The organism is Lysobacter sp. CFH 32150 (assembly GCF_022758295.1).
Classification (GTDB): Bacteria; Pseudomonadota; Gammaproteobacteria; order Xanthomonadales; family Xanthomonadaceae; genus CFH-32150.
The window spans coordinates 122,120-146,766 of the sequence record NZ_JALDWJ010000003.1; the positions used below are offsets into that span (position 1 = coordinate 122,120).

Consider the following 24,647-nt stretch of genomic DNA (forward strand, 5'->3'; position numbering starts at 1 on the left):
TCCATGCAGCCGGCTTCGTTTTGTCTGGTTCAAAGGAATGGGGATCGAATGCGTTTTCTGCCAAGCGGACTGATCCTGTGCGGCCTGCTGGCCGCCTGCGCCCCGAACCGGGATGAAACGCAGCTGCATGTTGAACCTTCCCTGGCGGATTCTGGTAACGCCCGAACGGCGTCCAAGGCCGGCGCGACAGGCGGTGTCCAGGGGCGCCTGGCATCGTTGCCCGACCGGGGTGAATTGCTGGCATACGATCGCTCGCGCAGCGTGCGTAACGATGGCGCCTATGCCTGGCATCCGGTCGACCTGAGCGAAGAACACGCCTTGCGTGCGATCGCGAATGGCGAACTGGTCGTCAGGAATCCGCGCGGACAATCGCTCCGATTCCGGTATCAGCGGCATATCGAGCATGCCGACGGCAACTGGACGTGGGTGGGCAGGATCGCGGGCGAGGGTGGCGGGCGCGATGCCATCCTGACATTCGGAGAGCACGCCGTTTTCGGCATCATTCCCGATGGCGACCGGCTGCCGCTGCGGTTGACGATGTCGGGCGGCCGTACCTGGCTGGTCGCGACGGACCGAAGCAAGATCGCGGACATCGACAGTCCGATCACACGTCCGACGCGCCCCGACTATCTGGTTCCGCCACGCGCAGGACGCTTAGGCGCGGCAGCGGCGCAAATGCTGCAGGCACCGGTTACGGCTGCTGCTGCCACAGCTTCAGGTATGACGTACGTCGACCTGGTCATGGGTTACACCAGCGGATTCAAGAATCAGTGGGGCACGGGTTGTAACCTCGACCCTGCGGAATGCGAGCGGCGTCGGCAATCCATTGCCCGCTTGAGCCTGATCAGCAAAGTCGACATGGCGAACCAGAGCCTGATCGACAGTCAGGTTCCCGTGACCATACGGCTGGTCAAATCCGTCGAAGTCGGCTACCCCGACAAGACCAGCAATGACAGTGCATTGCGCGAACTGACGGGATCGGGCACCACCCCGGTGCCCGCTGCATTGCTTCCCTTGCGTAACGCTCGCGACCAGTACGGCGCCGACCTGGTTTCGCTGGTGCGCAAGTTCGAGACGCCCCAGAACGAGGGTTGCGGCATTGCATGGCTGCTGGGTGCAGGCGGACAGACGATCGATGCGGGCGATGCGCCCTATGGGTTCTCGGTGGTCAGCGATGGCAGCGACCTGGACGAAACCGACAACAAGTCCTACTTCTGCCGCGACACGACCCTCGCCCACGAACTCGGCCACAACCTGGGTTCGGCGCACGACCGCGCGACAGCCACCTACATCGACGAGGACAGCAACGGCGCCTGCGGCAACACGACTACGCCTTGCCTGCACTACGGACGTTACCCGTATTCCTTCGGCCAGAAGACCGACGTGTATGGCGGCAATTTCTTCACCATCATGGCCTACGGCGACAGCGGGCAGAACGAGACTCGCCTGTTCTCCAACCCGCGGATCTCGATTTGCGAGAATCTGCCATGCGGCGTGGAAAACCAGGCCGACAATGCCCGCAGCCTGACCCAGACAGCCCCTGTCATCGCCAGGTTCCGTTCGATGATAGTGCCGCTGCAGACGCGCAACGACGTCGATGGCAACGGCAAGTCCGATCTCCTATGGATCGACACAGCCAGGAATGAGCTGGCCCATTGGAATATGGATGGCGCGCAGGTCGTTGCATCTTCATCCTGGCCGCTCGACGCTCCAGTCGACTACGGGAACATGCAACTGCTTGCCGTGGGCGGGATGACGGGTTCCCCGATGGTCGATCTCGTCTGGTCGGCCGGTGGCGCGTTGCACATGTGGAAGAACGGCGGGACGTACTGGATCGTCGGTTATCCGACCCCGATTGTGATCCGGGCCTATCCCAATGGCTGGAATTACGCAGGGACTGGCGATATCGACGGCGATGGCAAGTTCGACCTGCTGTGGCGAGACCAGGCCAACACCCGGTTCGTCTACTGGATCATGGATGGCAAGACGCTGGTCCGGTCGTGGGCCGGCAGCATCGGTCCGACATGGCGGCTGGCCGCGAGTGGCGACTTCAATGGCGACGGCAAGCTCGATCTCGTCTGGGCCAGCAGTGCCAGCCTGGTGCTCTGGACCGGTACGGGAACCTCGTTCGTTGCTTCGACGATCCGTGCCTATCCGGCAGGCTGGACCCTGCAGGGCGCAGCCGACATCAATGCCGACGGCAAGTCAGACCTGCTGTGGCGGGACTCGGCGAAGACGAAACTGACCTGCTGGATCATGGATGGCCCAAGCCTGGTCCTGACCAGGACGTTCGCCGTGGGCAATACCTGGAACATCGGCACCTGGGGCGATTACAACGCCGATCTCAAGGCCGACATCGTGTGGAGCAACGGCGCGAAACTGGTGCTGTGGACCGGCAGTGGCATCGGGTTCGCGAGCACGGTGATCGCCGACATTCCCCCCGGCTGGAACCTGATCCGCTGAGCAAGGAGCGAGCGGTGCCAGCGCTCGCTCGCGTCAGGTCGAAATCCCTCAGAGCGCCTGTTCCAGCTCCGGCAGCAGCTTGAACAAATCGCCGACCAGGCCGATGTCGGCGATCTCGAAGATCGGCGCTTCGCCGTCCTTGTTGATGGCCACAATCGTGCCGGCATCCTTGATTCCGGTCAGGTGCTGGATCGCGCCACTGATGCCGATGGCGACGTACAGCTCCGGGGCGATGATCTTGCCGGTCTGGCCGACCTGCATCTCGTTGGGGCAATAACCGGCGTCGACCGCGGCGCGCGAGGCGCCGACGGCGGCACCGAGCTTGTCGGCGAAGTCGTAGATGATCTTGAAGTTCTCCGCAGAGCCGACACCACGGCCGCCGGACACCACGCGACGCGCGCTCTGCAGATCGGGACGATCCGACTTGCCGGCAGCGAGGCCGACGTAACGCGTGTGGGTCGGCAGTGCAGCGTCCACGCTGGCGGCTTCAATCGCCGCACTGCCGCCACGCGCCGCTTCCGGCCACGAGGCGGTACGCACGGTCGCGACCACGGCGTGGTCGGTCGGCGCTTCGACGGTGATGATGGCGTTGCCGGCGTAGATCGGGCGCTTGAAGGTGTGGCTGCCTTCGACGGCCATCACGTCGGAAACCTGCGCTACGCCCAGCAGCGCGGCGATGCAGGGCATCAGGTCTTTGCCGAAAGTGGTGCTGGGCCCGAACACATGCGTGTAGCCGGCGGCGAGCTTGGCGATTTGTGGCGCCAACACCTGCGCGATCGCATTCGCGTTGGCGGCGTTGGCCACGGTCAGCACTTTGGCGACGCCGGCGATCTGCGCGGCTTCGCTGGCGATCGCGGCCGGGTCGGCCGCGAGCACGACGATGTCGATCGAATCAGGTTTCAACGCCTGCGCGGCGGACACGCACTTGGCGGTGGCCGCATTGAGCTTGCCGTCGAGATGTTCGGCAACGATAAGGACCTTGCTCATGAATGGTTCCCACGTAGGGTGGGCTTCAGCCCACCATGATCGAATTTGAAAAGCGGTGGGCTGAAGCCCACCCTACAACAGGCCTTTTCGCTTCAACGCAGCGACCAGTTCGGCCGCATCCTTCACCATCACGCCCTTGCTGCGCTTCGGCGGCGGCGCGTAAAGCGTGGTCTTGAGCGTGTCGCCGGTATCGACGCCGAGGTCGGCGAACGCGATCGTCTCCATCGGCTTGCTCTTGGCCTTCATGATGTCCGGCAGCTTGATGAAGCGCGGCTCGTTGAGGCGCAGGTCGGTAGTGACCACCGCAGGCAGGTCGACTTCCAGCGTTTCCAGGCCGGCGTCGACTTCGCGCGTCACTGTGGCCTTGCCGTCGGCAACCTCAAGCTTGGACGCGAACGTCGCCTGCGGACGACCCCACAGCGTGGCCAGCATCTGCCCGGTCTGGTTGGCGTCGTCGTCGATCGCCTGCTTGCCGAGGATGACCAGGTCCGGCTGTTCCTTCTCGATCAGCTTGAGCAGGGTGCGGGCCGCGGTCAGCGGCTGGATCGGTTGGTCGCTGACGACGTGGATGGCACGGTTGGCGCCCATCGCCAGGCCGTTGCGCAGGTGCGCCTGGGCATCGGCCGGGGCGATCGTGGCGACCACGACTTCGGTGGCGATGCCCTTGTCGCGCAGGCGCAGGGCTTCTTCGAGCGCGATCTCGTCAAACGGGTTGGCCGACAGCTTGACGCCGTCGGTGACCACGCCGGAGCCGTCCGGCTTGACCTGGATGCGGACATTGAAGTCCACCACGCGCTTGTAGCCGACGAGGATCTTCATCGTGCGGGGATTCCTGAGGGGGCGCGGCCGGGGGGTGGCCGAGACCGGCAATTCTAGCGGACGGGGCGGAGGGGTGCAGTCGGGTCAGAGGCCAGAGTGAGGCAGTGGGCTATGCTTTCGAGGCCAGACAGACAAAAGGCGACGGAATGCTTCATCCGGTAGTACTCAGTGGCGGCAGCGGTACGCGACTCTGGCCGTTGTCGCGACAGAACCAGCCCAAACAGTTCCTCTCGTTGATCGGCGATCGCTCGCTGTTCCAGGAGACCATCCTGCGTGCCAGCAAGCTGCCAGGCGTACAGCCGCCGGTGACGGTCTGCAGCGAGGACCACCGCTTCATGGTCGGCGAGCAATTGCAGGACATCGGCGTCGCCAGCGGCGGCATCCTGCTCGAGCCGGTCGCGCGCAACACCGCGCCCGCCATTGCATTGGCGGCCTTGCACCTGGTCGCGCGCGACCCCGACGCGACGATGCTGGTGATGCCGGCGGACCACCTGATCGAGGACGAAGCCGCATTCCGGGAGGCGGTGGCGCAAGCCGCGCACCTGGGCGAAGCCGGCTGGCTGGTCACGTTCGGGATCCGCCCTGACTACGCCGAAACCGGCTATGGCTACATCCTGCGTGGCGAGTCGCTCAGCGACTCGGGGTATCGCGTGCAGCGCTTCGTCGAGAAGCCCGACCAGGCGACCGCCGAGCGTTACGTCGCCGAAGGCACCTATGCCTGGAACTCGGGCATGTTCCTGTTCAAGGCGCAGCGTTATCTCGACGAACTCGCCCAGCACGCGGTGGACATTCTCGCTGCGGCTACGGCGGCCTATGCCACGGCCGGATCCGACCTCGATTTCATCCGTATCGACAAGGACGCGTTCGCCACGAGTCCCAGCGATTCGATCGACTATGCGGTGATGGAAAAAACCAGCCGCGCCGCCGTGGTTCCGGTGAGCTGCGGCTGGAGCGACATCGGCTCGTGGTCGTCGCTGTGGTCGGTCGCAGAACGTGACGCCGACGGCAATCGTCACGAAGGCGACGTGATTTCGGTCGATACGCGCGACAGCCTGGTCCGTGCGTCCGACCGCCGCATGATCGCCACGATCGGCGTTGAGGACCTTGTCGTCATCGACACCGCCGACGCGACGTTGGTCGCGCGCAAGGACCGCGTGCAGGACGTCAAGGCCATCGTCGACAAGCTCAAGGCCGCTGGCCGTACCGAGCACCTGTTCCATCGCAAGGTGTACCGGCCATGGGGCAGCTACGACTCGATCGGCGTCGGCGAACGCTTCCAGGTCAAGCGCATCGTGGTGAAGCCCGGTGCGGCACTCAGCCTGCAGAAGCACCACAAGCGCGCGGAGCACTGGATCGTGGTCTCGGGCGTCGCCGAAGTCACCTGCGACGACAAGGTGTTCGACCTGCACGAGAACGAAAGCACTTACATCCCGCTCGGCAGCGTGCACCGGCTGCGCAATCGTGGCACCGAGCCGGTGGAGTTGATCGAGGTGCAGTCCGGCAGCTACCTGGGCGAAGACGACATCGTCCGGCTCGAGGATGTGTACGGCCGTAACTGAGCGCGTGGTGATGCGGCGTCCTGGTTGGGCGCCGCCCTTGTCCCAACGTCCGATGCCGTGGCCGGGAAGCGCACGCTAAACTGCGCGCATCTGGAAAGGAGTTGTCCCATGGCCGAGGCCATCGCCGCGACGCACGGCGCCGCGAAGAACAAGGTGTTCCCGAATGCCGCCGAGGCACTGCGCGGCATCGTGGCCGACGGCCAAACGCTCGCCGTCGGCGGCTTCGGCCTGTGTGGCATCCCCGAAGCGCTGATCGCCGCGTTGCACGATAGCGGCGTCAAGGGACTGACCGCGATCTCCAACAACGCCGGCGTCGATGGCTTCGGCCTCGGCTTGCTGCTCGAGACGCGGCAGATCAAGAAGATGATTTCGTCCTACGTTGGCGAGAACAAGGAATTCGAACGCCAGTTCCTCTCCGGCGAACTCGAACTCGAATTCAACCCGCAAGGCACGCTGGCCGAACGCCTGCGTGCGGGCGGTGCCGGCATCCCGGCGTTCTTCACCCGCACCGGCTACGGCACCATCGTCGCCGAGGGCAAGGAAACGCGCGAGTTCGACGGTCACCACTACGTGCTGGAAACCGCGCTCAAGGCCGACGTGTCGCTGGTGAAGGCCTGGAAGGCCGACAAGGCCGGCAACCTCGTGTTCCGCAAGACCGCACGCAACTTCAATCCAGCGTGCGCGATGGCCGGCAAGGTCTGCATCGTCGAAGTGGAGCAGATCGTGGAGATCGGTGCGATCGATCCGGACCACGTGCACCTGCCCGGCATCTACGTCGATCGCATCGTGCTCAATGCCTCGCCCGAGAAGCGCATCGAACAGCGCATCACTCGCGCCGCCTGATTACAGGTAATCACAGGAAACTCGTCGACATGCCCTGGACCCGCGACCAAATGGCGCAGCGCGCCGCGCAGGAACTCACTGACGGTGCTTACGTCAATCTCGGCATCGGCCTGCCGACGCTGGTGGCCAACTTCATTCCAGAAGGGATGGACGTGTGGCTGCAATCGGAGAATGGCCTGCTCGGCATCGGCCCGTTCCCGACCGAAGCCGAAGTCGATGCCGACCTGATCAACGCCGGCAAGCAGACCGTCACCGCGCGCGCCGGCGCCAGCTACTTCGGCAGCCACGATTCCTTCGCGATGATCCGCGGCGGCCATATCGACCTGGCCATCCTTGGCGCGATGCAGGTCACCGACAAGGGCGACCTGGCCAACTGGATGGTTCCCGGCAAGATGGTCAAGGGCATGGGCGGTGCGATGGACCTGGTCGCCGGCGTCAAGCGCGTCGTCGTGCTGATGGAACACGCCGCGAAGAATGGGGAGCACAAGATCCTGCCCGAGTGCACGTTGCCGCTCACCGGCGTCGGCGTGGTCAATCGCATCATCACCGAACTGGCGGTGTTCGATGTCACCGATCGTGGATTGGTGCTGACGGAGACTGCGCCCGGTGTGACGGAAGAAGAATTGCGCGAAAGGACCGGCGTGCCGTTCACGCGGTGATTGGTCCGTCAGGTACAAGAAGCCGCCTTCCGGCGGCTTTTTTGTTTACAGGTTCTGGTAGTTCGGTCCCGCGCCACCTTCAGGCGTGACCCAGTTGATGATCTCATACGGATCCTTGATGTCGCAGGTCTTGCAGTGCACGCAGTTGGCTGCGTTGATCTGCAGGCGTTTGCCGGCGTCGTCATTGACGATCTCATAGACGGCGGCGGGGCAGAAGCGGGTACAGGGATTGCCGTATTCCTCGGTGCAGCGGGTGACGCAGATGTTGGTGTCGAGCACCTGCAAATGCACGGGCTGGTCTTCGTCGTGTTCGGTGGCGGCGTAGTAGACGCCGGCCAGGCGATCGCGCGGTGCGAGCGTGCGGTCGAGGTAATCGCGCTTCGGTGATTCCTGCTCACCGAGCTTGTCGAGCGATGACCAGTCGGCTTTGTTCTTCAGCGTCCACGGCGAGAGACCGCCAGTGATCGTTTCCCATGCGGCATTCAGCATGCCGAACCACAGGCCGCGCTTGAAGCCGGGTTTGATGTTGCGAACCTTCTTCAACTCGGTCATCGCGTCGGACGCGCGCAGCTTGGCGTCGAAACCTTCCGGCGCGAGCTGGCTGGCGACGAGATGCTCGGCAGCCAGCATGCCGGAGCGGATGGCCTGGTGCGTGCCTTTCACTTTCGGCACGTTCAACAAGCCCGCGGTATCGCCGATCAGCAGCGCCCCCGGCATTTCCACTTTCGGCAACGATTGATAACCACCGGTGACGATCGCGCGCGCACCCGCGGAAACGATGCTACCGCCTTCGAGCAGCGGCTTGACCATCGGGTGGTTCTTCCATTGCTGGAAGGCCTCCCACGGCTTGTATTCCGGATCCTGATAATCGAGTCCGCTGACGTAGCCGAGTGCGATGCGGCCCTTGTCGAGGTGATACAGGAAGCTGCCGCCATACGTCTTGTTGTCGGCAGGCCAACCGAAGCTGTGCACGATCTTGCCGGGCGTGACGCGCTCTTCCGGCACCTGCCACAGTTCCTTGATGCCGATCGAATACCCCTGTGGATCGCTCTCCGTATCGAGCTTGAATTGCTTGATGAGCCGCTTGGTGAGATGGCCGCGTGCGCCTTCGGCGAGCACGGTGACCTTCGCACGGATATCGATGCCCGGCGTGTAACCGGGTTTGTGCGCCCCGTCTTTCGCGACACCCATGTCGCCGATGCGCACGCCAAGCACTTTGCCATCGTCGTCGTGCAGCGTTTCGGCCGCGGCGAAGCCCGGGTAGATTTCGACGCCCAAAGCCTCGGCTTGCGGTGCCAACCACGCGCACATCGCACCCAGGCTGACGATCACATTGCCGTGGTTCTTCATGCCCGGGGGCACCGGCAGTTTGCGTCCGCCGGTCTTGCTGAGCAGCCAGAACTCGTCCTCGCCGGCCGGCACGCAGATCGGCGGCGGATTGTCGCGCCAGTTCGGCAACAGGGCGTCAAGCGGACCGGTTTCGATCACCGCGCCGGAGAGGATGTGCGCACCGATCGTCGACGCCTTCTCGATCACGCAGACGCTGATTTCCGGATTGAGCTGCTTGAGCCGGATCGCGAACGCCAAGCCGGACGGCCCGGCGCCGACGGTGACGACGTCGTACTCCATCACATCGCGTTCGGTCTCGGTCATGCGGTGCTCCTGGGCAATTCAACGATTTTCCGGCTTTACACCGGGCCCGGCAAATCGCCGTGCTAGCGTCCATGCATGTCCTTGAAAGCGCTGCCTTTGCCGGACGCTGAACTGGCGTTTGACCCGCACTGGCTGGCGCCGGCCGCGGCGGATGCGTTGTTTCTGGCCTTGCGCGAGAGGGTGGCGTGGGAGCGCCACCGCATCCGTTTGTTCGGCCGTGAGCATGACTCGCCGCGGTTGAGCTGCTGGATCGGCGATCCCGAAGCTTCTTATCGCTACTCGGGAACGCACTTCGAACCGCGGCCATGGCCGGACTCGCTACTGCCGGTGCGCGCGCGCCTGCGCGATGAGTTGTGCATCGATTTCAATAGCGTGCTGGCCAACCTGTATCGCGATGGCCGCGATGCGATGGGCTTGCACAGCGACAACGAAGTAGAACTCGGTACGCGGCCGGTGATCGCGTCGTTGAGCCTTGGGGCGACACGACGTTTCGTGCTCAAGCATCGTGGCGATCCGGACCGCAAGCTGGCGCTCGACCTGCCGCACGGCAGCTTGCTGGTGATGTCGGGCGAAACGCAGCGGAACTACCGCCATGCGTTGCCGCGCACGGCGAAGCAGGTGGGTGCGCGGATCAATCTGACGTTCCGACGGATCTACGCAGCGAATCGGTAGTGCGCAGGCGCTTACGATGCGACGTGCGCGCTACAGCGCGCCGCGTTGCTACTTGGCCCGTGCAACAGGTTCGTAGCTGTTGCCTGTCGTCAGCGTCCACCCTGCAAGGTCGCGCGAGATGGTCGCGAGCGCCTGCTCGAAAGCGTTGACAACTTCCGGTACGGCGGTGCCCGCCGCAGGTTGCGCCTGCAGGAACGTGCGCGAGGCCACCACCTGCTGCGATTTCACGTGCAGCAGCTTGGCGGAGACTTCGATGGTCGCCGCGGGCGTGGCATTGCCGGCGTAATCCGATTCGAAGCGGCGCAGGTCGAGCAGCAGGCGGTAATCGGCACCGATGCCGCTGCCCTGGCGGCCCACTGCGGGGATGCGACCCGAGTCCTCGAGCGCGCGCAGCAACGCATCCTCGAGCATCTCGCCCGGCGGCTTGGCCCATTGCGCGCCCTTGTAGACCTGCAGTTCGTTCGGTGTCGGTCGCACGGCGATGCGCTGGCTATCGATGTTGCGGGCGCCTTGTGGCCGACCCAGTGCCAATTGCCAGCGCACGGTCGGCCAGCTTGCCTCGGCCTGCACGCGCGGATCGGGTGCGTAGACCGTCGCCGCGTCCTTGGGCTTGGGGCCGAGGATCGAGCAACCTGCCAGCAGCAGCATGCCGAGGCATGTGGCGAAGCGGGACGCGGTTGCGCGGGCGTTCGATGTGGTCATGGATGTCGGCACGGGGTTCATTCGGGGTCGAACTCCTTGGGTGCGTCGCGACCGAGCAGGTAAGCCGCCGGTCCTCCGTCGAGCCGATCGCTGATGCGGCGCAGGTCGCGCACCAGGGCGCGCAGCTCGACCATGGTGGGGCCGATCTGCGCCAGGCCATCATTGGCGAAGCTGCTGATGGCGGAGCGGTTGTCGTTGACGATGCTGTCGGCGCCCTTTGCGGCCGCATCGAGTCGGCCGAGCGTGCTGTCGAGCTTGGTGATCAGCGCGGGCAGCTTCTGCACCAGCTCGCGATCGAGTCCGCGCACTGCCGAATCGGTGGTGGCCAGCGTCTTCTCCAACTGCTCGCTGGATTTGCGCGCGTTGATGACCAGTGCGCGCAGGTCGTCCTTCTGGTCGCCGATCGCGCCGGTCATCGCCTCGATGCTGTCGAGCGAATTGGTGATGCGGGCGACGTTCTCGTCGCTCAGCACCTGGTCGAGCCGTGCGACCAGGCGATTGGCGGTGTCGGCGATGTTCTGCAGCGCCGAAGGTTCGGTCTGGATCACCGGGATATCGTCGTCGCTCTTCGCGACCAGCGCCGGTGCGCCCGGACTGCCGCCGCTGAGCTGGACGAAGGTCGGGCCGGTCAGGCCGTCCTGCGAGATCTTGGCCTTGGTGTCGGTCTTGATCGGCGTGTCGGCGCCGATGCGCACCTGTGCCAGCACGCGGCGCGGGTCGTCCGGCGCCAGGCTCAGCTGCTGCACGGTGCCGACGCTGATGCCGTTGTAACGCACAGTGCTGCCTTCATCCAGGCCGGTGACGGCCTCGTTGAAGATGATCCGATAGGTGCGCCATTCCTTCTCCGACGACCAGTTCGCCGCCCACAACGCGAACAGCAGACCGGCGATGGCGACGACGATCGTGAAGACGCCGATCAGGACATAGTTGGCTTTGGTTTCCATGTTCGTCTCCTGCGTCTGCGCTACCGCATCATGCCGGCAACGGCCGTGCATCGCGCGCGGCGCGGGCACGCGGGCCGTGGAAATATTCCTGCACCCACGGGTGATCGTAGCGTTCGACTTCGGCGAGCGGCGCGTTGATCACCAGTTTGCGGTCGGCCAGCACGGCGATGCGGTCGCAGATCGAGTACAGGGTGTCGAGGTCGTGGGTGATCAGGAACACTGTCAGCCCAAGCGCGCGCTGCAGTGTGCGGATCAGTTCGTCGAACGCGGCCGCGCCGATCGGGTCAAGGCCGGCGGTCGGTTCGTCGAGGAACAATAACGGTGGATCCAGCGCGAGCGCGCGTGCGAGGCCTGCACGTTTGCGCATGCCGCCGGACAACTGCGAGGGCAGCTTGTTGATCGAGTCCGCAGGCAACCCGGCCAGTTTGACCTTCAGCAGCGCCAGTTCGTAACGCAGCGTATCCGGCAGGTCCGGATGCTGTTCCTTCAACGGCACCTGCACGTTCTCGCCGACGGTGAGCGACGAGAACAGCGCGCCATCCTGGAACAGCACTCCGGTGTTGCGCTGGATCTGCATGCGCACGTCGGTGTCGTCCGAGCGCGCGTCGACGCCCAGCACTTCGATCCGTCCCGCATCCGGCGTGTGCAGGCCGATGATCGAGCGCATCAGCACCGACTTGCCGCTGCCGGATCCGCCGACGACGCCAAGGATCTCGCCGCGACGGACATCGAGGTCGAGATCCTCGTGCACGATCTGTTCGCCGAAACGGTTGGCCAGGCCGCGCACGCGGATGATTGGGTTGTCGGCGTCACCGGCCATCAGAATTCCATCCGCATGAACCACAGCGCCATGATGGCGTCGAGCACGATCACCAGCGAGATCGCCTGCACCACGCTGGACGTGGTGCGTTCGCCGACCGACTGCGCGCTGCCTTCCACCTGCAGTCCTTCGAGGCAACCGACCAGCGAAATGATCAGCGCGAACAACGGCGCCTTGCTGATGCCGACCCAGAAGTGCCGCACTTCCATGGTCGCGTCCATCCGCGCGTAATACGCCTGCGGCGGGATGTCCAGGTTGAACGCGCCGACCACCATGCCGCCGGCCAGGCCGGCCAGCATCGCGATGAAAGTCAGCAGCGGCAGCATCACCATGAGCGCGATGATCCGCGGCAACACCAGCAGGTCGATCGGGTCGAGCCCGAGGGTGCGGATCGCGTCGACTTCCTCGCGGGCCTTCATCGCACCGATCTGCGCAGTGAACGCGCTGGCAGTGCGACCGGCGAGGATGATCGCGGTGAGCAACACGCCGAACTCGCGCAAGAACGCGATGCTGACCAGTTCGACGACGTAGATCTCGGCGCCGAAGTCCTTGAGGATGTTCGCGCCGAGGAAGGCGATCACGGCGCCGACCAGGAACGACAGCAGCGCCACCAGCGGGACGGCGTCCAGGCCAACCTGTTCCATGTGGTGCACGGTCGAGGTGATGCGGAAACGCCGTGGCGCGAGCAGCATGCGGCCGAGCTTCACCAGGTTTTCGCCGAGGAAGCCGACCAGGGCCAGGGCCTCGTGCCAGTTGTCCTGCACCGCGAAGCCGAGGCGGGCGAGGGCATCGGCCACGCCGTATTGGCGTTTCTTCTTCGGCCGATCGTCGATCACGTCCTCGATCGCCTCGACCAGTGCACGGTGGTCGTCGCGGAAGTTGAACTCGGCGAAATCGAGCCCGCGGCGGCGTGCGAAGCGCAACAGCTGCAGCACGCCAGCCGAATCGAGGCGGTCGACCTCGCTCGCATCGACCGCGCTGACGTCCTGCGGTGCCGTGCGCAGGCGTTCGCCGATCGTGGTCGCGTAGGCCAGCGTCCATGCCCCGACCAGCCGCAGCCGCGCGGGGTCGCGCTCATCGGCGGCGAAACTGGGCGGGCTGCTGGCATCGCGCATGCGCCGGAGGATACAGGGGGATCGTGGGAATGGCGTAGAGGCCTAGGGACCTTGTTGTCGTGCTGACAACACGCGGCATCCGCATGCGATCCTTCTTCCATGCAAACCCCCATCGACACCGTCGCCACCGGCTTCGCCGAGCGTGTTGCCTTCGTCATCGCACTGGCGCAGCGGTTGCATGCCTACGGCACGACCGCGCAACGCCTCGAAGGCGCGGTGGTTGCGGTAACGCAGCGGCTCAGGCTCGAGTGCGAACCGTGGTCGAACCCGACCGGGATGATCCTCTCGTTCAGCGACCCGACCCGGCCCGCGGGGACGTCCGAAACGACCCGCGTGATCCGCCTCGCCCCGGGCGACACGAACCTGTACAAGTTGTGCGAGGCCGACCGCATCGCCGAGGAAGTGATGGCGGGCCACATCGGCATCGCGCAGGGACAGGCCGACCTGCGCGCCCTCGACGGCGGGCTGGGCTGGCGCGGGCGCGCCCAGCAGGTGTTCGGCTTCGGCCTGGCGTCCGCGGCCGTGGCTGGGTTGTTGCGGTTGCCGTGGCTGGACCTCGCGACCGCTGGTTTGATCGGCCTGCTGATCGGCGTGCTGGAACAGCAGGGAAGAGGTCGGCCGCGATTGCAGGAAGCCAGCGACGCGATCGCCGGCATGGTCGCGGGCTTCGTCGCGATCGCAGTCGCCAGCCTGGTCGCACCACTCAATCTCAACACCGTCACTATCGCCGCGCTGATCGTGTTGTTACCCGGTATGGCGCTGACCAACGCCATCAATGAACTCACCAGCCGCCACCTGGTGTCTGGCACGGCGCGCTTTGCCGGCGCGTTGACCACCGTCCTCAAGCTCACCGTCGGCACCGCCATCGCACTGACCGTTGCCGAGCTCGCCGGCCTGGAGCCGGAAGTGCGCGCATGGCGACCGCAGCCGGACTGGGTCGCCTGGGTCGCGCTCGTCGCCGGCGCGTATGCGTTCGCGGTGCTGTTCCGCGCCAATCGCCGCGACTATCCGCTGGTGATGGCGTCGGCGATGGCCGGTTATCTGATCTCGCGGTTCGGCGACGAGGCCTTCGGCAGCCCCGCCGGCGTGTTCCTCGCCGCGTTGGTCACCACCGCTGCGGGTAACGCCTATGCGCGCTGGATCAAGCGTCCCGGCGCGCTGATCCGCGTGCCGGGCATCATCATGCTGGTGCCCGGCAGCTTGGCGCTGCGCGGGGTGATCTCGTCGGTGCAGCAGCAGGATCTCAGCGCGGGGCAGAGTGCGGCGATCGCGGCGCTGAACATCCTGATGGCGCTGATCGCCGGACTGCTGTTCGGCAACCTGCTGGTGTCCGCGCGCAGGAACCTCTGAGCCATAAAAAACGCCGGCTTGGGCCGGCGTTCTGTACACGGATCCCGATCTTTACTTGATCAGGAATTCCTCCAGCTTGCGGCCGTTATCGGTATAGGCAGCGAGCCAATGCGGCTGCTTGCCACGGCCGGCCCAGGTCTCTTTCGGGTTCGCCGGGTTGCGGTACTTCGGCGCGACCTTGCCGAGCTTGTAGCCCTTGGTGCTCTTGCGCGTCGCACCGGGGGCCTTGTCCGCCTTCGGCGCGGCGCCGCCGAACAGTTCGGCGACGGTATAACCCTCGGCTTTGATGAGTGCCGTCAGCTTCTTGCGGACCACGGCGATCGGTTTGCGCTTGCTGAGCGTGTTCTTGCGCTTCTTCGCCTGGTTGATCAGCGCATCGAGTTCTTTTGCGGACAGTGCGTTGAGATCGATCGACATTGGGGTTCCCCGAAATGGACGACTTCAGTTGGCCATTGCATGGCCGCAAACTGAATTCTTGTTTGGCGCGCGAAGGATAACGCCGTCCGCTGCGGACGGGGAATTCGATGCATGTGGGATCAAGTGGAAACGCCGAGCCGGCCCAGCAATGCAATCCGGTCCAGGTTTTCCGATTCGGTGGCAGCGCGGGCACGGTATTCGAAGGTGCCGGCGGCCAGCCCGCGTTCGGAGACCACCACCCGGTGCGGGATGCCGATCAGTTCGATGTCGGCGAACATCGCGCCTGGGCGCAGGCCGCGGTCATCGAGCACGGCGTCGATGCCGGCGGCATTCAATTCGCGATACAGCGCTTCGGCGGCTTCGGTCACCGCGGCATCGTTCTTCGGATTGATCATGCACACCGCCACCTGCCAGGGTGCCATCGCCGCTGGCCAGAGGATGCCGGCGTCGTCGTGGTTCTGTTCGATCGCCGCCGCCACGATCCGCGACACGCCGATGCCGTAGCACCCCATCGCCGGCACCACCGCCTTGCCGTTGGCGTCGAGCACGGTGCATTGCATGGCTTCGGAATACTTGCGACCGAGCGCGAACACATGGCCGACCTCGATGCCGCGGGCGAGGCCCAGCGTGCCCTTGCCGTCAGGCGACAGATCGCCGGCGACGACGTTGCGGATGTCGGCGACGAGATCGGGTTCCGGCAGGTCGCGGCCCCAGTTCACACCGGCCAGGTGGTAACCCGCTTCGTTCGCGCCGACGACGAAATCAGCCATGGCGGCGACACTGCGATCGGCGATCACGCGGATTTGCCTGGCCGGTTTCACCGGGCCTAGGAAGCCCGGCTCACTGCCGAGGTGTTCGCTGATTTCCGCTTCGGTGGCGAGGCGGTAATCGGCGAGACCTGGCAACTTGGCGAGCTTGATCTCGTTGACGACGTGGTCGCCACGCACCAGCGCCAGCACGAAGCCAGGCTGACCATCGGGAAGCTCGCCCATGACCGCGACCGACTTCACCGTGCGTGCCAGCGGCACGCCCATCAGCGCGGCGACGTCCTCACAGGTCTTCTGCGTCGGCGTATCGATTTTGCGCAGGGCTTCCACAGCGGCGGGACATGCGCCCGGCGATACGGCTTCTGCGAGTTCGACGTTCGCTGCGTAATCGGAGCCATCGGAGAAAGCGATCGCGTCTTCGCCCGAGTCGGCGAGCACATGGAATTCGTGCGAGGCGCTGCCACCAATCGCCCCGGTGTCGGCGAACACGGCGCGGAACTTCAACCCAAGCCGGGTGAAAATGCGACCGTAGGTGTCGTACATGTTCTGGTATTCGGCGGCGAGCGAGGCGTCGTCGAGGTGGAACGAATACGCGTCCTTCATCAGGAATTCGCGCGCGCGCATCACACCGAAGCGCGGGCGGATCTCATCGCGGAACTTGGTCTGGATGTTGTAGAAGTTGACCGGCAGTTGCTTGTAGCTGGCGATCTCGTTGCGGGCGAAGTCGGTGATCACTTCCTCGGCGGTCGGGCCGTAGCAGTACTCGGCCTCCTTGCGGTCCTTGATCTTCAGCAGTTGGCCGCCGAACTTCTGCCAGCGCCCGGTTTCCTCCCACAACTCCTTTGGCTGCACCGTCGGCATCAGCAACTCGATCGCGCCGGCCGCGTTCATCTCCTCGCGCACGGCGGCTTCGACTTTGCGCAGCACGCGCAGGCCCAGCGGCGACCAGGTGTAGAGCCCGGCGGCGAGCTTGCGCAGCATGCCGGCCTTGAGCATCAGCTTGTGGCTGATGATTTCGGCGTCGGCGGGGGTTTCCTTGCTGGTGCGAAGGTGGAACTGCGACAGGCGCATCGGCGGCTTCAGTAGGCGGAAAGGCCGCCATTTTGCCATGCGGTTGCGCCGGGGCCGGTCCGGCAGGTGCAGACAGGCCTATTCCCGATCGCCGCGCACCTCGATCGTTGGCGGCGCATCCACGTCGATCCGCTCGTACTTGCGCCCCTTGGGCGGCTGTTCGGTGATCTGCAGCACGCCATTGGCGTCGCGCCAGCGATACAGGGACGGACGCGCTGCCTCGGCCGACTGTGCGGCCGCGCGTTCGGCGCGTTCCTGTTTGGCGCGGCTGCGCTCCGGCGTTTCGCGCGCAGCCCACCATGCCAGGGCGCCGACCGCGGCGAGGCCGAGGACGATCCAGCCCGCACGCACCTCCATCGTCAACCGCCGCTGGGGCAGTTGGTCTTGATCGCTTCGCGCGCAAGGCCGAGGTATTTGGCCCGATCTGCGGCACCGAGCTCGGCATCGGCTTTGCCGTCACTGTCGGCGTCGAGGCCGACTGGGGCATTGCTCTGCAATTGCTCCAGATTGAGGCGCGCTTGTGCGCATTGCGCGGCATCGGCGACCGGTGCCGGTGGTGTGGCGGGCGCTTCCTTGGGGGTGGGGGCCTGAGCAAGCGCAGCCTTCGGTTGCGGCGTGGCGGGCGTCCCCTCGGTGGTCTGCACCTCACGACGCGTGGCGCCCTTCGGTGGCGGTGAATCGGAATAGTGGGTGACGCCCTTGGCGTCTTTCCATTGATAGACGGTCTGGGCCGCGAGGGGCGAGATCACCAGGGCGAGGCCGAGGGCGAGGAGTGAACAGCTGAGCAGACGGGACATGATGGCAGCTCCGGTAGGCGTCGCCCCGATTGCAGCACCGCGTCCTGGGCAGTGCAAGCGGTAAACTCACGAAATGGATCAGATCGAAGTGCCGCAACCGCGCCCACGCGCCATTTACCTGCTGCCGAACCTGTTTACCACCGGCGGCTTGTTCGGCGGCTTCTTCGCCATCATCGCTGCTTCGCAAGGGCGGTTCGAGGCGGCATGCGTGGCGATCTTCATCGCCGCCATCCTCGACGGCATCGATGGCCGCGTCGCGCGCATGACCAATACCCAGAGCGAATTCGGCGTGCAGTACGACTCGCTTGCCGACCTGGTCAGCTTCGGCATGGCGCCGGCGCTGGTGATGTACCACTGGGCACTGGTGTCGATGAAGCTCGACGGCGCCACCTTCGGCAAGATCGGTTGGCTGGTCGCATTCCTGTACGCGGCCTGCGCGGCGTTGCGGCTGGCACGCTTCAACAGCCAGGTCGGACAGGTCGACAAACGCTGGTTCATCGGCCTGGCCAGTCCGGCCGCGGCGGGATTGGTCGCGAGTTTCGTCTGGACCTTCCACGACCTCGGCTGGAGCGGCGGCGAGCTGCGCTACGCCGCCGCGGTGGTGACCGTCGTCGCGGGCCTGCTGATGGTCAGCCGCCTTCGTTACAGCAGCTTCAAGGGCAGCGGCAGCGGACCGAAGGCGGAGCGGGTGCCATTCGCCACGATAGTGATTGCTGTCGCCGTGCTCATCGCCTTATGGATCGATCCGCCGCGCGTGCTATTCGCAGCCGCGGTGCTGTATGCGCTGTCGGGTCCGGTGCTGTGGTTGCGGCGGCGTCATGCGCCGGTGGCGGGTGGCTGACGATGTGGGATGCCTTCCAGCGCGAAGTACTGACCGTGCTCGGGCACACCGTGTTCGTGCCGGCGGCAGCGGCGGTCGACAACATTCCTGTCGGAAGCCTGTCCGCGCCGATGGCCGGCACAACGGACGCACCGTCGGTGCTGTTGCGCGCACTCGCACGCGCGGCCGACGTTGATGCCGGACGGCTCGGCGATCTGCCACCGCTCGACCAACTGCGCAACGCCACCGCCAAGCGCGCGCTGTGGCCGCGCCTGCGCGCCATGCGGGGCGCGACGCAGTCGTGAATGCCCTGGCGGTCGATGCGAATGCCGCGCCGGCCAGCCTGCGGCCGATGCGCGAAGTCGATCTCGACGCGGTGCTGGCGATCGAGCAACGCGCCTACTCTTTCCCCTGGACCCGCGGCATCTTCCGCGACTGCCTGCTGGCCGATTACCCGGCCTGGGTGCTGCAGCAGGAGGACCGCATCATCGGCTATGGCGTGCTGAGCCTCGCCGCCGATGAGGCGCACGTGCTCAACGTCTGCACCGCACCGGATGCACAGGGACGCGGCCACGGTCGCCGTCTGTTGCGCGCATTGCTGCAGATCGCCCGCGGTCGGGGGGCCCAGCGCGTTTTCCTCGAAGTGCGGCCGTCGAACGTGAACGCGATTGCGCTGTACCACGACGAAGGCTTCAACGAGATCGGCCGGCGCCCGCGTTACTACCCGGCGAAGGACGGGCGCGAGGATGCGCTGGTGATGGCGATGGAGTTGTTGGCGCCGGAATGACGGCCAACCGTAGGAGCGGCTTATAGCCGCGAGCACCTGCGGACGAAAAAAAGCTCGCGGCTATAAGCCGCTCCTACGGAATCAAAGGCGGGCGCGTTGCGCAGCGAGCGCTTCGCGTTGTGCCGTCCAGTCGGCGAGGCGCTGACGTTCCTGCTCGACCACGGCGGCCGGTGCGTTCTGCACGAACGTTTCGCTGGCGAGTTTGTTCTCCGATTTCGCTCTTTCGCCTTCGACCCGCTTGAGCTCCTTGTCCAGGCGCGCGCGTTCGGCGTCGAGGTCGACGAGGCCGGCCAGCGGCACGAACAGCTTGAGATCGCCGACGATACCGGCCGCCGCGGGTGGCGGCTCGGTGGCGATCGCCTCGATGGTGTCGAGGCGGTTGAGGAACTTCAGCTGCGCGGCATAGCGCTCGATGCGTGCGGCATCGTTGGCGGAGCCGCCCTGCAACAGCAGCGTGACAGTCTTCATTGGCGACACGCCGAGTTCGCTGCGGATACGGCGCAGCGCGGACACCATCGCCTTCAGCCATTCGATATCGGCTTCGGCCGTCGCGAAATCCTGGCCGGCGAAATCGCCCGCCTGCGGATACGGGCGCAGAGAAATCGTCGCCTCGACGATGCCGAGCTTCGGTGCGACGCTGCGCCACAGTTCCTCGGTGACGAACGGAATCAGCGGGTGCAGCAGGCGCAGCAGTGTTTCCAGCACATGCAGGAGGGTATGGCGAGTGCTGTCCGCTGCGGCTCTGTCCGCGCCATTCAGCGCGGGCTTGGCGAGTTCGACGAACCAGTCGCAGAACTCGTTCCAGGCGAACTCGTACAGCGACTGCGCCAGCAGATCGAACCGATAGCTGGCGAAATGCGTTTCGGCTTCGGCGGCGACTTTCGCCAGGCGTGACAGGATCCAGCGCTCGGCATCGGTCTGCGGCTGTGGCGCGCCGTTGAAGTTCGCGCCTTCGGTGTTCATCAACACGAAGCGGCTGGCGTTCCACAACTTGTTGCAGAAATTCTTGTAGCCCTCGGCACGGCCGAGATCGAACTTGATGTCGCGGCCGTGGCCGGCGAGCGCGCTGATGGTGAAGCGCAGCGCGTCGGCACCGAAGGCGGGGATGCCCTCCGGGAATTCCTTGCGCGTGGCCTTCTCGATCTTCGGCGCGTCCTGCGGCTTCATCAGGCCGGTGGTGCGCTTGGCGACGAGGTCCTCGAGGCTGATGCCGTCGATGATGTCGATCGGATCGAGCACGTTGCCCTTCGACTTCGACATTTTCTGGCCGTGCGCGTCGCGGATCAGGCCGGTGATGTAGACGTCCTTGAACGGCACGCGGCCGGTGAAGTGGTCGGTCGTCATGATCATGCGCGCGACCCAGAAGAAGATGATGTCGAAGCCGGTGACCAGCACCGACGACGGCACGTACTTGTCGAAGCCGCGCTGCTGCATCAGCTCCGCATTCGGCCAGCCCAGGGTGCTGAAGGGCCACAGCGCGGAGGAGAACCAGGTCTCGAGGACGTCGTTGTCCTGGCGTAGGGTGGGCTTCAGCTCACCGTTTTTCGCCGCGGCCTGCGCAAGCGCATCGACTTCATTGCGCGCGACGTAGATGTTGCCCACCTCGTCGTACCACGCCGGAATGCGATGGCCCCACCAGAGCTGGCGGCTGATGCACCAGTCCTGGATGTTTTCCATCCAGTGACGATAGGTGTTGATCCAGTTTGGTGGAACGAACTTCACCTCGCCGCTTTCCACCAGTTCAAGCCCGCGCTTGGCGAAGCCGTCCATCTGCACGAACCACTGGTCGGTCAGGTAGGGCTCGATCACCTGGTTGGTGCGGTCGCCGCGCGGCACCTGCAGCTTGTGCGGCTTGGTCTCGACCAGCAGGCCCGCGGCCTCGAGGTCGGCCAGCACCGCCTTTCGTGCGACATAGCGATCCAGGCCGCGATATTGCTCCGGCACGTTGTCGTTGGTGACCGCATCCGGCGTGAAGATGTTGATCATCGGCAGCTTGTGGCGCTGGCCGACCTGGTAGTCGTTGAAGTCGTGCGCGGGCGTGACCTTGACCACGCCGGTGCCGAATTCGCGATCGACGTAGGCGTCGGCGATGACCGGGATCTCGCGATCGGTCAGCGGCAGTTTCACGGTCTTGCCGATCAGGTGCGCGTAACGCTCGTCGTCCGGATGCACCATCACCGCCGTGTCGCCGAGCATGGTTTCCGGGCGCGTGGTGGCGACGACCAGCGATTCGCTGCCGTCGGCGAGTGGGTAGGAGATCGACCAAAGGTGTCCGTCTTCTTCCTCGTTGACGACTTCAAGGTCGGAGATCGCGGTCTTCAGTACCGGATCCCAGTTCACCAGCCGCTGTCCGCGATAGATCAGGCCCTGTTCGTGCAGCTTCACGAACGCTTCGAGCACCGCATCGGCGGCCATCGGGTCCATGGTGAACACGCTGCGCGTCCAGTCGCCGGAGGTGCCGAGGCGGCGCATCTGCCGCTCGATGATGTTGCCGGACTGCTGCTTCCATTCCCAGACTTTCTCGATGAAGCCTTCGCGGCCCAACCCATCGCGGGTCAGACCCTGCTGGCCGAGATTTCGCGCCACCACCATCTCGGTGGCGATGCCGGCGTGGTCGGTACCCATCTGCCATAGCGTGTCGTAGCCGCGCATGCGGTGGTAGCGGACCAGCGAGTCCATCAGCGTGTGCTGGAACGCGTGGCCCATGTGCAGCGTGCCGGTGACGTTCGGCGGCGGCAGCAGGATGACGTAGGGCTCGCCCTCACCACGCGGCTGGAACACGCCGCTGTTTTCCCACTCCTGGTAGAGGCGGGATTCGAAGGTGGTCGGGTCGTAGCTGGAGGCCAGGGCGTTGCTCATGGTGTTTGCTTTCGCTTTTGCTCGTCATTCCTGCGAAAGCAGGAATCCAGTGACTTGGGTTGTTGCTGTTCTGCTCTTTCGTCATTCCCGCTTTAGCGGAAGGCGAATCCAGTAACTTCTTTCGAATACCGCTTCTACAAGTAGAGCCAGGCGCTGGATTCCTGCTTTCGCAGGAATGACGAGCAATGTTTACGCGGTCGGCCTGAGTCCGCCGTACAGCGTCCAGGCCCCAATCAGCAGGAACCCCGCGCCAGCGACGATCTTGAGGAGTTGCGGACTAACCAGTTTCGCTACCAGCTGGCCCGCGACGACGCCGATGGCGCAAGCCAGCAGCAGGGCGGCGGCGGACGCGACGAAGACCTGCCACGGACCGACCTTGCCTTCGGCCGAAAACAGCAGTGTCGCCAGCTGTGTCTTGTCGCCGATCTCGGCGAGGAACACGGTGCCGAAGATCACGGCAAGCACTTTCCATTCGGTCATGGCGATCTCACATGTCGTACTTGTTCAGCGTCAGCCCACGCGCCTGGTACTGCTTCCAGCGCTCGCGCAGCGGCCCGCGCGACGATTCGTCGGCCGGCACGACTTCCAGCACGCGCTCGAAGCTGCCGTCGACAGCGCCATCGCGCAGGTTGATCACCAGCGGGCGCAACGGCACGTCGGTGTCGGGCGTCGCGATCAACACCGGCGTCAGTTCGTCTTCCTCGTCGCCGGCGATCTGGTGCGGGATGTAGGCGTCGTCGCCCATGTCCCACAACATCTCGTCGAGCTGCTCCGCCTGGTCCGCATCGCGCACCAGCACCAGCGTCCACAGGTTGGCGTCGTAGGCTTTGCGCGCCAACTCGCAGACCAGCCGCAGCGGTTCCTCGCGGAAACGCTCCTTGGCGATTAGGTAGAAGTCGGCGCGAGGCACGTCAAACCGCGCGATCGATCAGCCACTGCGACAGCAGTCCGACCGGACGACCCGTCGCCATGCCCAGCTTGCCGTCGCCATTGGCCACGCCGGCGATGTCCAGATGCGCCCAGCGCTGGTTCTCGGTGAAGCGGGCGAGGAAGCAGCCGGCGGTGATCGCACCGGCCCAGCGGCCACCGATGTTGTAGACGTCCGCGAAGCTCGAATCGAGCAGGCTCTGGTATTCGTCCCACAGCGGCAGGCGCCAGGCACGGTCGAAAGTAGTTTCGCCCGCGGCGAGCAATTCGCTCGCCAGGTCGTCGTGTTTGCTCATCAGGCCGGTGGCGTATTTGCCGAGCGCGACCACGCACGCGCCGGTCAGCGTCGCGACGTCGAGCAGCGCCTGCGGTTCGAATTTCTGTGCGTAGGTCAGCGCGTCGCACAGGATCAGGCGGCCTTCGGCGTCGGTGTTGCCGACTTCGATGGTCTTGCCGGACATGCTGGTGAGCACGTCGGACGGGCGATAGCTGTCGGCGTCGGGCATGTTCTCGACCGCCGGCACGACGACGACGAGGTTGATCGGCAGCTGCATGCCGACCGCCGACACGAACGTGCCCATGACGTTGGCGGCGCCGCACATGTCGTACTTCATCTCCTCGATCCCGCCCTGGGTCTTGAGATTGATGCCGCCGGTGTCGAAGGTGATGCCCTTGCCGACGAGGACGTAAGGCTTGGCGTCGCCACCGTTGTTCCACTTCAGCACGATGAGCTTCGGCGGGTTGGCCGAACCGCGGGAGACCGCGAGCAGCGAGCCCATGCCGAGTTCCTGCATCTGCGCGCGGTCGAGCACTTCGCACGAGGCGTTGTCGAAACGCGCGGCGAATTCCTGCGCCTGTTGCGCGAGGTACGCCGGGTTGCAGATGTTCGGCGGCAGGTTGCCGAGTTCGCGCGCGAAGGCGACGCCGGCGGCGATGGCCTGGCCCTGGGCGAGCGCTTGCGCATCGTCGCCATGGATGGCGAACGACTTCAGGCCGGTTTCTTCGCGCTTCTTGTTCTTGGCGCCGAGGGTGGCCGTGTAGCGGTAGCAGGCGTGGTCGGCGGCGATCGCGGCCTGGCGGACGTTCCAGGCGGCATCGCGATCCTTGACCGCGATTTCGCTGAGGGTGAACACGGCGCTCGCGACCGGGCCGGTCTTGAGCGCGCGCGCGGCGTCGCCGACGGCCTTGATGTATTGCGCGGTGCCGAACTTGTCCTTGTCGCCGAGCCCGATCACCAGCACCCGCGGTGCGGTGACGCCTGGCAGGTCATGCAGCAGCGCAGTCTTGCCGGTCTTGCCGCTGAGATCGCCGCGTTCGATCAACGCCGCGAGCTTGCCGCCGCTGGCGGTATCGATGGCCTGCGCGGCGGGGGTGAGGCTGTTGTCGGCAAAAGCGCCTACCACGATGCAATCGCTGGCGACGGACGCCGGTGCGTCGTGGTTCAGGGTGAATTCGAGGGCCATCGAACAGATTCCAGACAGGGGGGAAGAAGAGTTTCCGTACAATCACGTGGCGATCGGTGTGCTCGGTGCGAGCATGCCGAATGCGGGCTGGGCCGCGCGGTGCGGCGGCCGGAAGCCGGACGAACGAATCTCGAAGTTTAAATCACGGAAGGC

General features: G+C 65.3%; 24 protein-coding genes. 9 read left to right on the plus strand and 15 right to left on the minus strand.

Features of this window, described 5'->3' with window-relative positions; all coding sequences use genetic code 11:
* The first annotated feature begins 48 nt into the window (after window positions 1-48).
* Window positions 49-2,463, plus strand: coding sequence for an FG-GAP-like repeat-containing protein (locus MO486_RS06805; RefSeq protein ID WP_242905522.1), 2,415 nt, complete (start codon window positions 49-51; stop codon window positions 2,461-2,463).
* 48 nt (window positions 2,464-2,511) lie between these two features.
* Here the strand turns inward: MO486_RS06805 and MO486_RS06810 are convergent, their stop codons facing one another.
* Both MO486_RS06810 and MO486_RS06815 read right to left on the minus strand, forming a co-directional pair.
* Window positions 2,512-3,450 carry an electron transfer flavoprotein subunit alpha/FixB family protein gene (locus tag MO486_RS06810; RefSeq protein ID WP_242905523.1) on the minus strand — a complete coding sequence of 313 codons (939 nt, stop codon included), beginning with the start codon at window positions 3,448-3,450 and terminating at the stop codon, window positions 2,512-2,514.
* 72 nt (window positions 3,451-3,522) lie between these two features.
* Window positions 3,523-4,269 (minus strand): electron transfer flavoprotein subunit beta/FixA family protein, encoded by a 747-nt coding sequence (locus MO486_RS06815; protein WP_242905525.1) that lies wholly within the window; start codon window positions 4,267-4,269, stop codon window positions 3,523-3,525.
* 146 nt (window positions 4,270-4,415) lie between these two features.
* Here MO486_RS06815 and MO486_RS06820 point away from each other — a divergent pair, with 146 nt between their 5' ends.
* From MO486_RS06820 to MO486_RS06830, 3 genes are all read left to right on the plus strand, one after another.
* Window positions 4,416-5,828: a mannose-1-phosphate guanylyltransferase/mannose-6-phosphate isomerase gene (locus MO486_RS06820; protein WP_242905527.1), complete on the plus strand. Its 1,413-nt coding sequence runs from the start codon at window positions 4,416-4,418 to the stop codon at window positions 5,826-5,828.
* Between the two features lie 108 nt (window positions 5,829-5,936).
* A complete protein-coding gene (locus MO486_RS06825; RefSeq protein ID WP_242905529.1) occupies window positions 5,937-6,671 on the plus strand; it encodes a CoA transferase subunit A in 735 nt (244 codons plus the stop codon).
* 29 nt (window positions 6,672-6,700) lie between these two features.
* Window positions 6,701-7,330, plus strand: coding sequence for a CoA transferase subunit B (locus tag MO486_RS06830; RefSeq protein ID WP_242905531.1), 630 nt, complete (start codon window positions 6,701-6,703; stop codon window positions 7,328-7,330).
* 45 nt (window positions 7,331-7,375) lie between these two features.
* Here MO486_RS06830 and MO486_RS06835 read toward each other — a convergent pair whose 3' ends face one another.
* Entirely contained in the window at window positions 7,376-8,983 is a 1,608-nt protein-coding gene (locus MO486_RS06835) for an electron transfer flavoprotein-ubiquinone oxidoreductase (RefSeq protein ID WP_242905532.1), read from the minus strand.
* Between the two features lie 75 nt (window positions 8,984-9,058).
* Here MO486_RS06835 and MO486_RS06840 point away from each other — a divergent pair, with 75 nt between their 5' ends.
* Window positions 9,059-9,655, plus strand: a complete 597-nt coding sequence (locus MO486_RS06840) for an alpha-ketoglutarate-dependent dioxygenase AlkB (protein WP_242905533.1) — start codon at window positions 9,059-9,061, stop codon at window positions 9,653-9,655.
* Between the two features lie 48 nt (window positions 9,656-9,703).
* On the opposite strand, the gene MO486_RS06845 is transcribed toward MO486_RS06840, so the two are convergent.
* The 4 genes from MO486_RS06845 to MO486_RS06860 are packed head-to-tail and all read right to left on the minus strand — an operon-like array spanning window position 9,704 to window position 13,236.
* Window positions 9,704-10,357, minus strand: coding sequence for an ABC-type transport auxiliary lipoprotein family protein (locus tag MO486_RS06845; protein ID WP_242905966.1), 654 nt, complete (start codon window positions 10,355-10,357; stop codon window positions 9,704-9,706).
* Window positions 10,358-10,374: 17 nt separating this feature from the next.
* A complete protein-coding gene (locus MO486_RS06850) occupies window positions 10,375-11,301 on the minus strand; it encodes an MlaD family protein (RefSeq protein WP_242905534.1) in 927 nt (308 codons plus the stop codon).
* 28 nt (window positions 11,302-11,329) lie between these two features.
* Window positions 11,330-12,121 (minus strand): ATP-binding cassette domain-containing protein, encoded by a 792-nt coding sequence (locus MO486_RS06855; RefSeq protein WP_242905535.1) that lies wholly within the window; start codon window positions 12,119-12,121, stop codon window positions 11,330-11,332.
* Window positions 12,121-13,236, minus strand: coding sequence for an ABC transporter permease (locus tag MO486_RS06860; RefSeq protein ID WP_242905538.1), 1,116 nt, complete (start codon window positions 13,234-13,236; stop codon window positions 12,121-12,123). The genes MO486_RS06855 and MO486_RS06860 overlap by 1 nt, the downstream gene beginning before the upstream one ends.
* 99 nt (window positions 13,237-13,335) lie before the next feature.
* Between MO486_RS06860 and MO486_RS06865 the strand changes: the two genes are divergently transcribed.
* Complete coding sequence (locus MO486_RS06865) at window positions 13,336-14,586, plus strand: threonine/serine exporter family protein (protein WP_242905540.1); 1,251 nt, start codon at window positions 13,336-13,338, stop codon at window positions 14,584-14,586.
* A 51-nt stretch (window positions 14,587-14,637) separates the two neighbouring features.
* On the opposite strand, the gene MO486_RS06870 is transcribed toward MO486_RS06865, so the two are convergent.
* The 4 genes from MO486_RS06870 to MO486_RS06885 form a co-directional block, all read right to left on the minus strand.
* Window positions 14,638-15,003: an H-NS histone family protein gene (locus MO486_RS06870; protein WP_242905542.1), complete on the minus strand. Its 366-nt coding sequence runs from the start codon at window positions 15,001-15,003 to the stop codon at window positions 14,638-14,640.
* A gap of 119 nt (window positions 15,004-15,122) precedes the next feature.
* Window positions 15,123-16,841 (minus strand): proline--tRNA ligase, encoded by a 1,719-nt coding sequence (locus MO486_RS06875; protein ID WP_242905544.1) that lies wholly within the window; start codon window positions 16,839-16,841, stop codon window positions 15,123-15,125.
* Between the two features lie 78 nt (window positions 16,842-16,919).
* Window positions 16,920-17,198 (minus strand): DUF4124 domain-containing protein, encoded by a 279-nt coding sequence (locus MO486_RS06880; RefSeq protein ID WP_242905546.1) that lies wholly within the window; start codon window positions 17,196-17,198, stop codon window positions 16,920-16,922.
* Between the two features lie 2 nt (window positions 17,199-17,200).
* Window positions 17,201-17,638: a DUF4124 domain-containing protein gene (locus MO486_RS06885; protein WP_242905548.1), complete on the minus strand. Its 438-nt coding sequence runs from the start codon at window positions 17,636-17,638 to the stop codon at window positions 17,201-17,203.
* 73 nt (window positions 17,639-17,711) lie between these two features.
* Here MO486_RS06885 and pssA point away from each other — a divergent pair, with 73 nt between their 5' ends.
* Genes pssA through rimI form a run of 3 tightly spaced genes read left to right on the plus strand, consistent with a single transcriptional unit; the run spans window position 17,712 to window position 19,245 of the window.
* Entirely contained in the window at window positions 17,712-18,479 is a 768-nt protein-coding gene (gene pssA, locus MO486_RS06890) for a CDP-diacylglycerol--serine O-phosphatidyltransferase (RefSeq protein WP_242905549.1), read from the plus strand.
* 2 nt (window positions 18,480-18,481) lie between these two features.
* Entirely contained in the window at window positions 18,482-18,763 is a 282-nt protein-coding gene (locus MO486_RS06895; protein WP_242905550.1) for a hypothetical protein, read from the plus strand.
* Between the two features lie 47 nt (window positions 18,764-18,810).
* Window positions 18,811-19,245, plus strand: coding sequence for a ribosomal protein S18-alanine N-acetyltransferase (gene rimI, locus MO486_RS06900; protein ID WP_242905975.1), 435 nt, complete (start codon window positions 18,811-18,813; stop codon window positions 19,243-19,245).
* 81 nt (window positions 19,246-19,326) lie between these two features.
* Here rimI and MO486_RS06905 read toward each other — a convergent pair whose 3' ends face one another.
* From MO486_RS06905 to MO486_RS06920, 4 genes are all read right to left on the minus strand, one after another.
* The gene (locus tag MO486_RS06905) at window positions 19,327-22,104 is read right to left on the minus strand and encodes a valine--tRNA ligase (RefSeq protein WP_242905551.1); all 2,778 of its coding nucleotides are present in this window, start codon (window positions 22,102-22,104) and stop codon (window positions 19,327-19,329) included.
* Window positions 22,105-22,293: 189 nt separating this feature from the next.
* Entirely contained in the window at window positions 22,294-22,584 is a 291-nt protein-coding gene (locus MO486_RS06910; protein ID WP_242905552.1) for a TMEM165/GDT1 family protein, read from the minus strand.
* A gap of 7 nt (window positions 22,585-22,591) precedes the next feature.
* Window positions 22,592-23,014, minus strand: a complete 423-nt coding sequence (locus MO486_RS06915) for a DNA polymerase III subunit chi (RefSeq protein ID WP_242905553.1) — start codon at window positions 23,012-23,014, stop codon at window positions 22,592-22,594.
* A 1-nt stretch (window position 23,015) separates the two neighbouring features.
* Window positions 23,016-24,494, minus strand: a complete 1,479-nt coding sequence (locus tag MO486_RS06920; protein ID WP_242905554.1) for a leucyl aminopeptidase — start codon at window positions 24,492-24,494, stop codon at window positions 23,016-23,018.
* Between the last annotated feature and the right edge of the window lie 153 nt (window positions 24,495-24,647).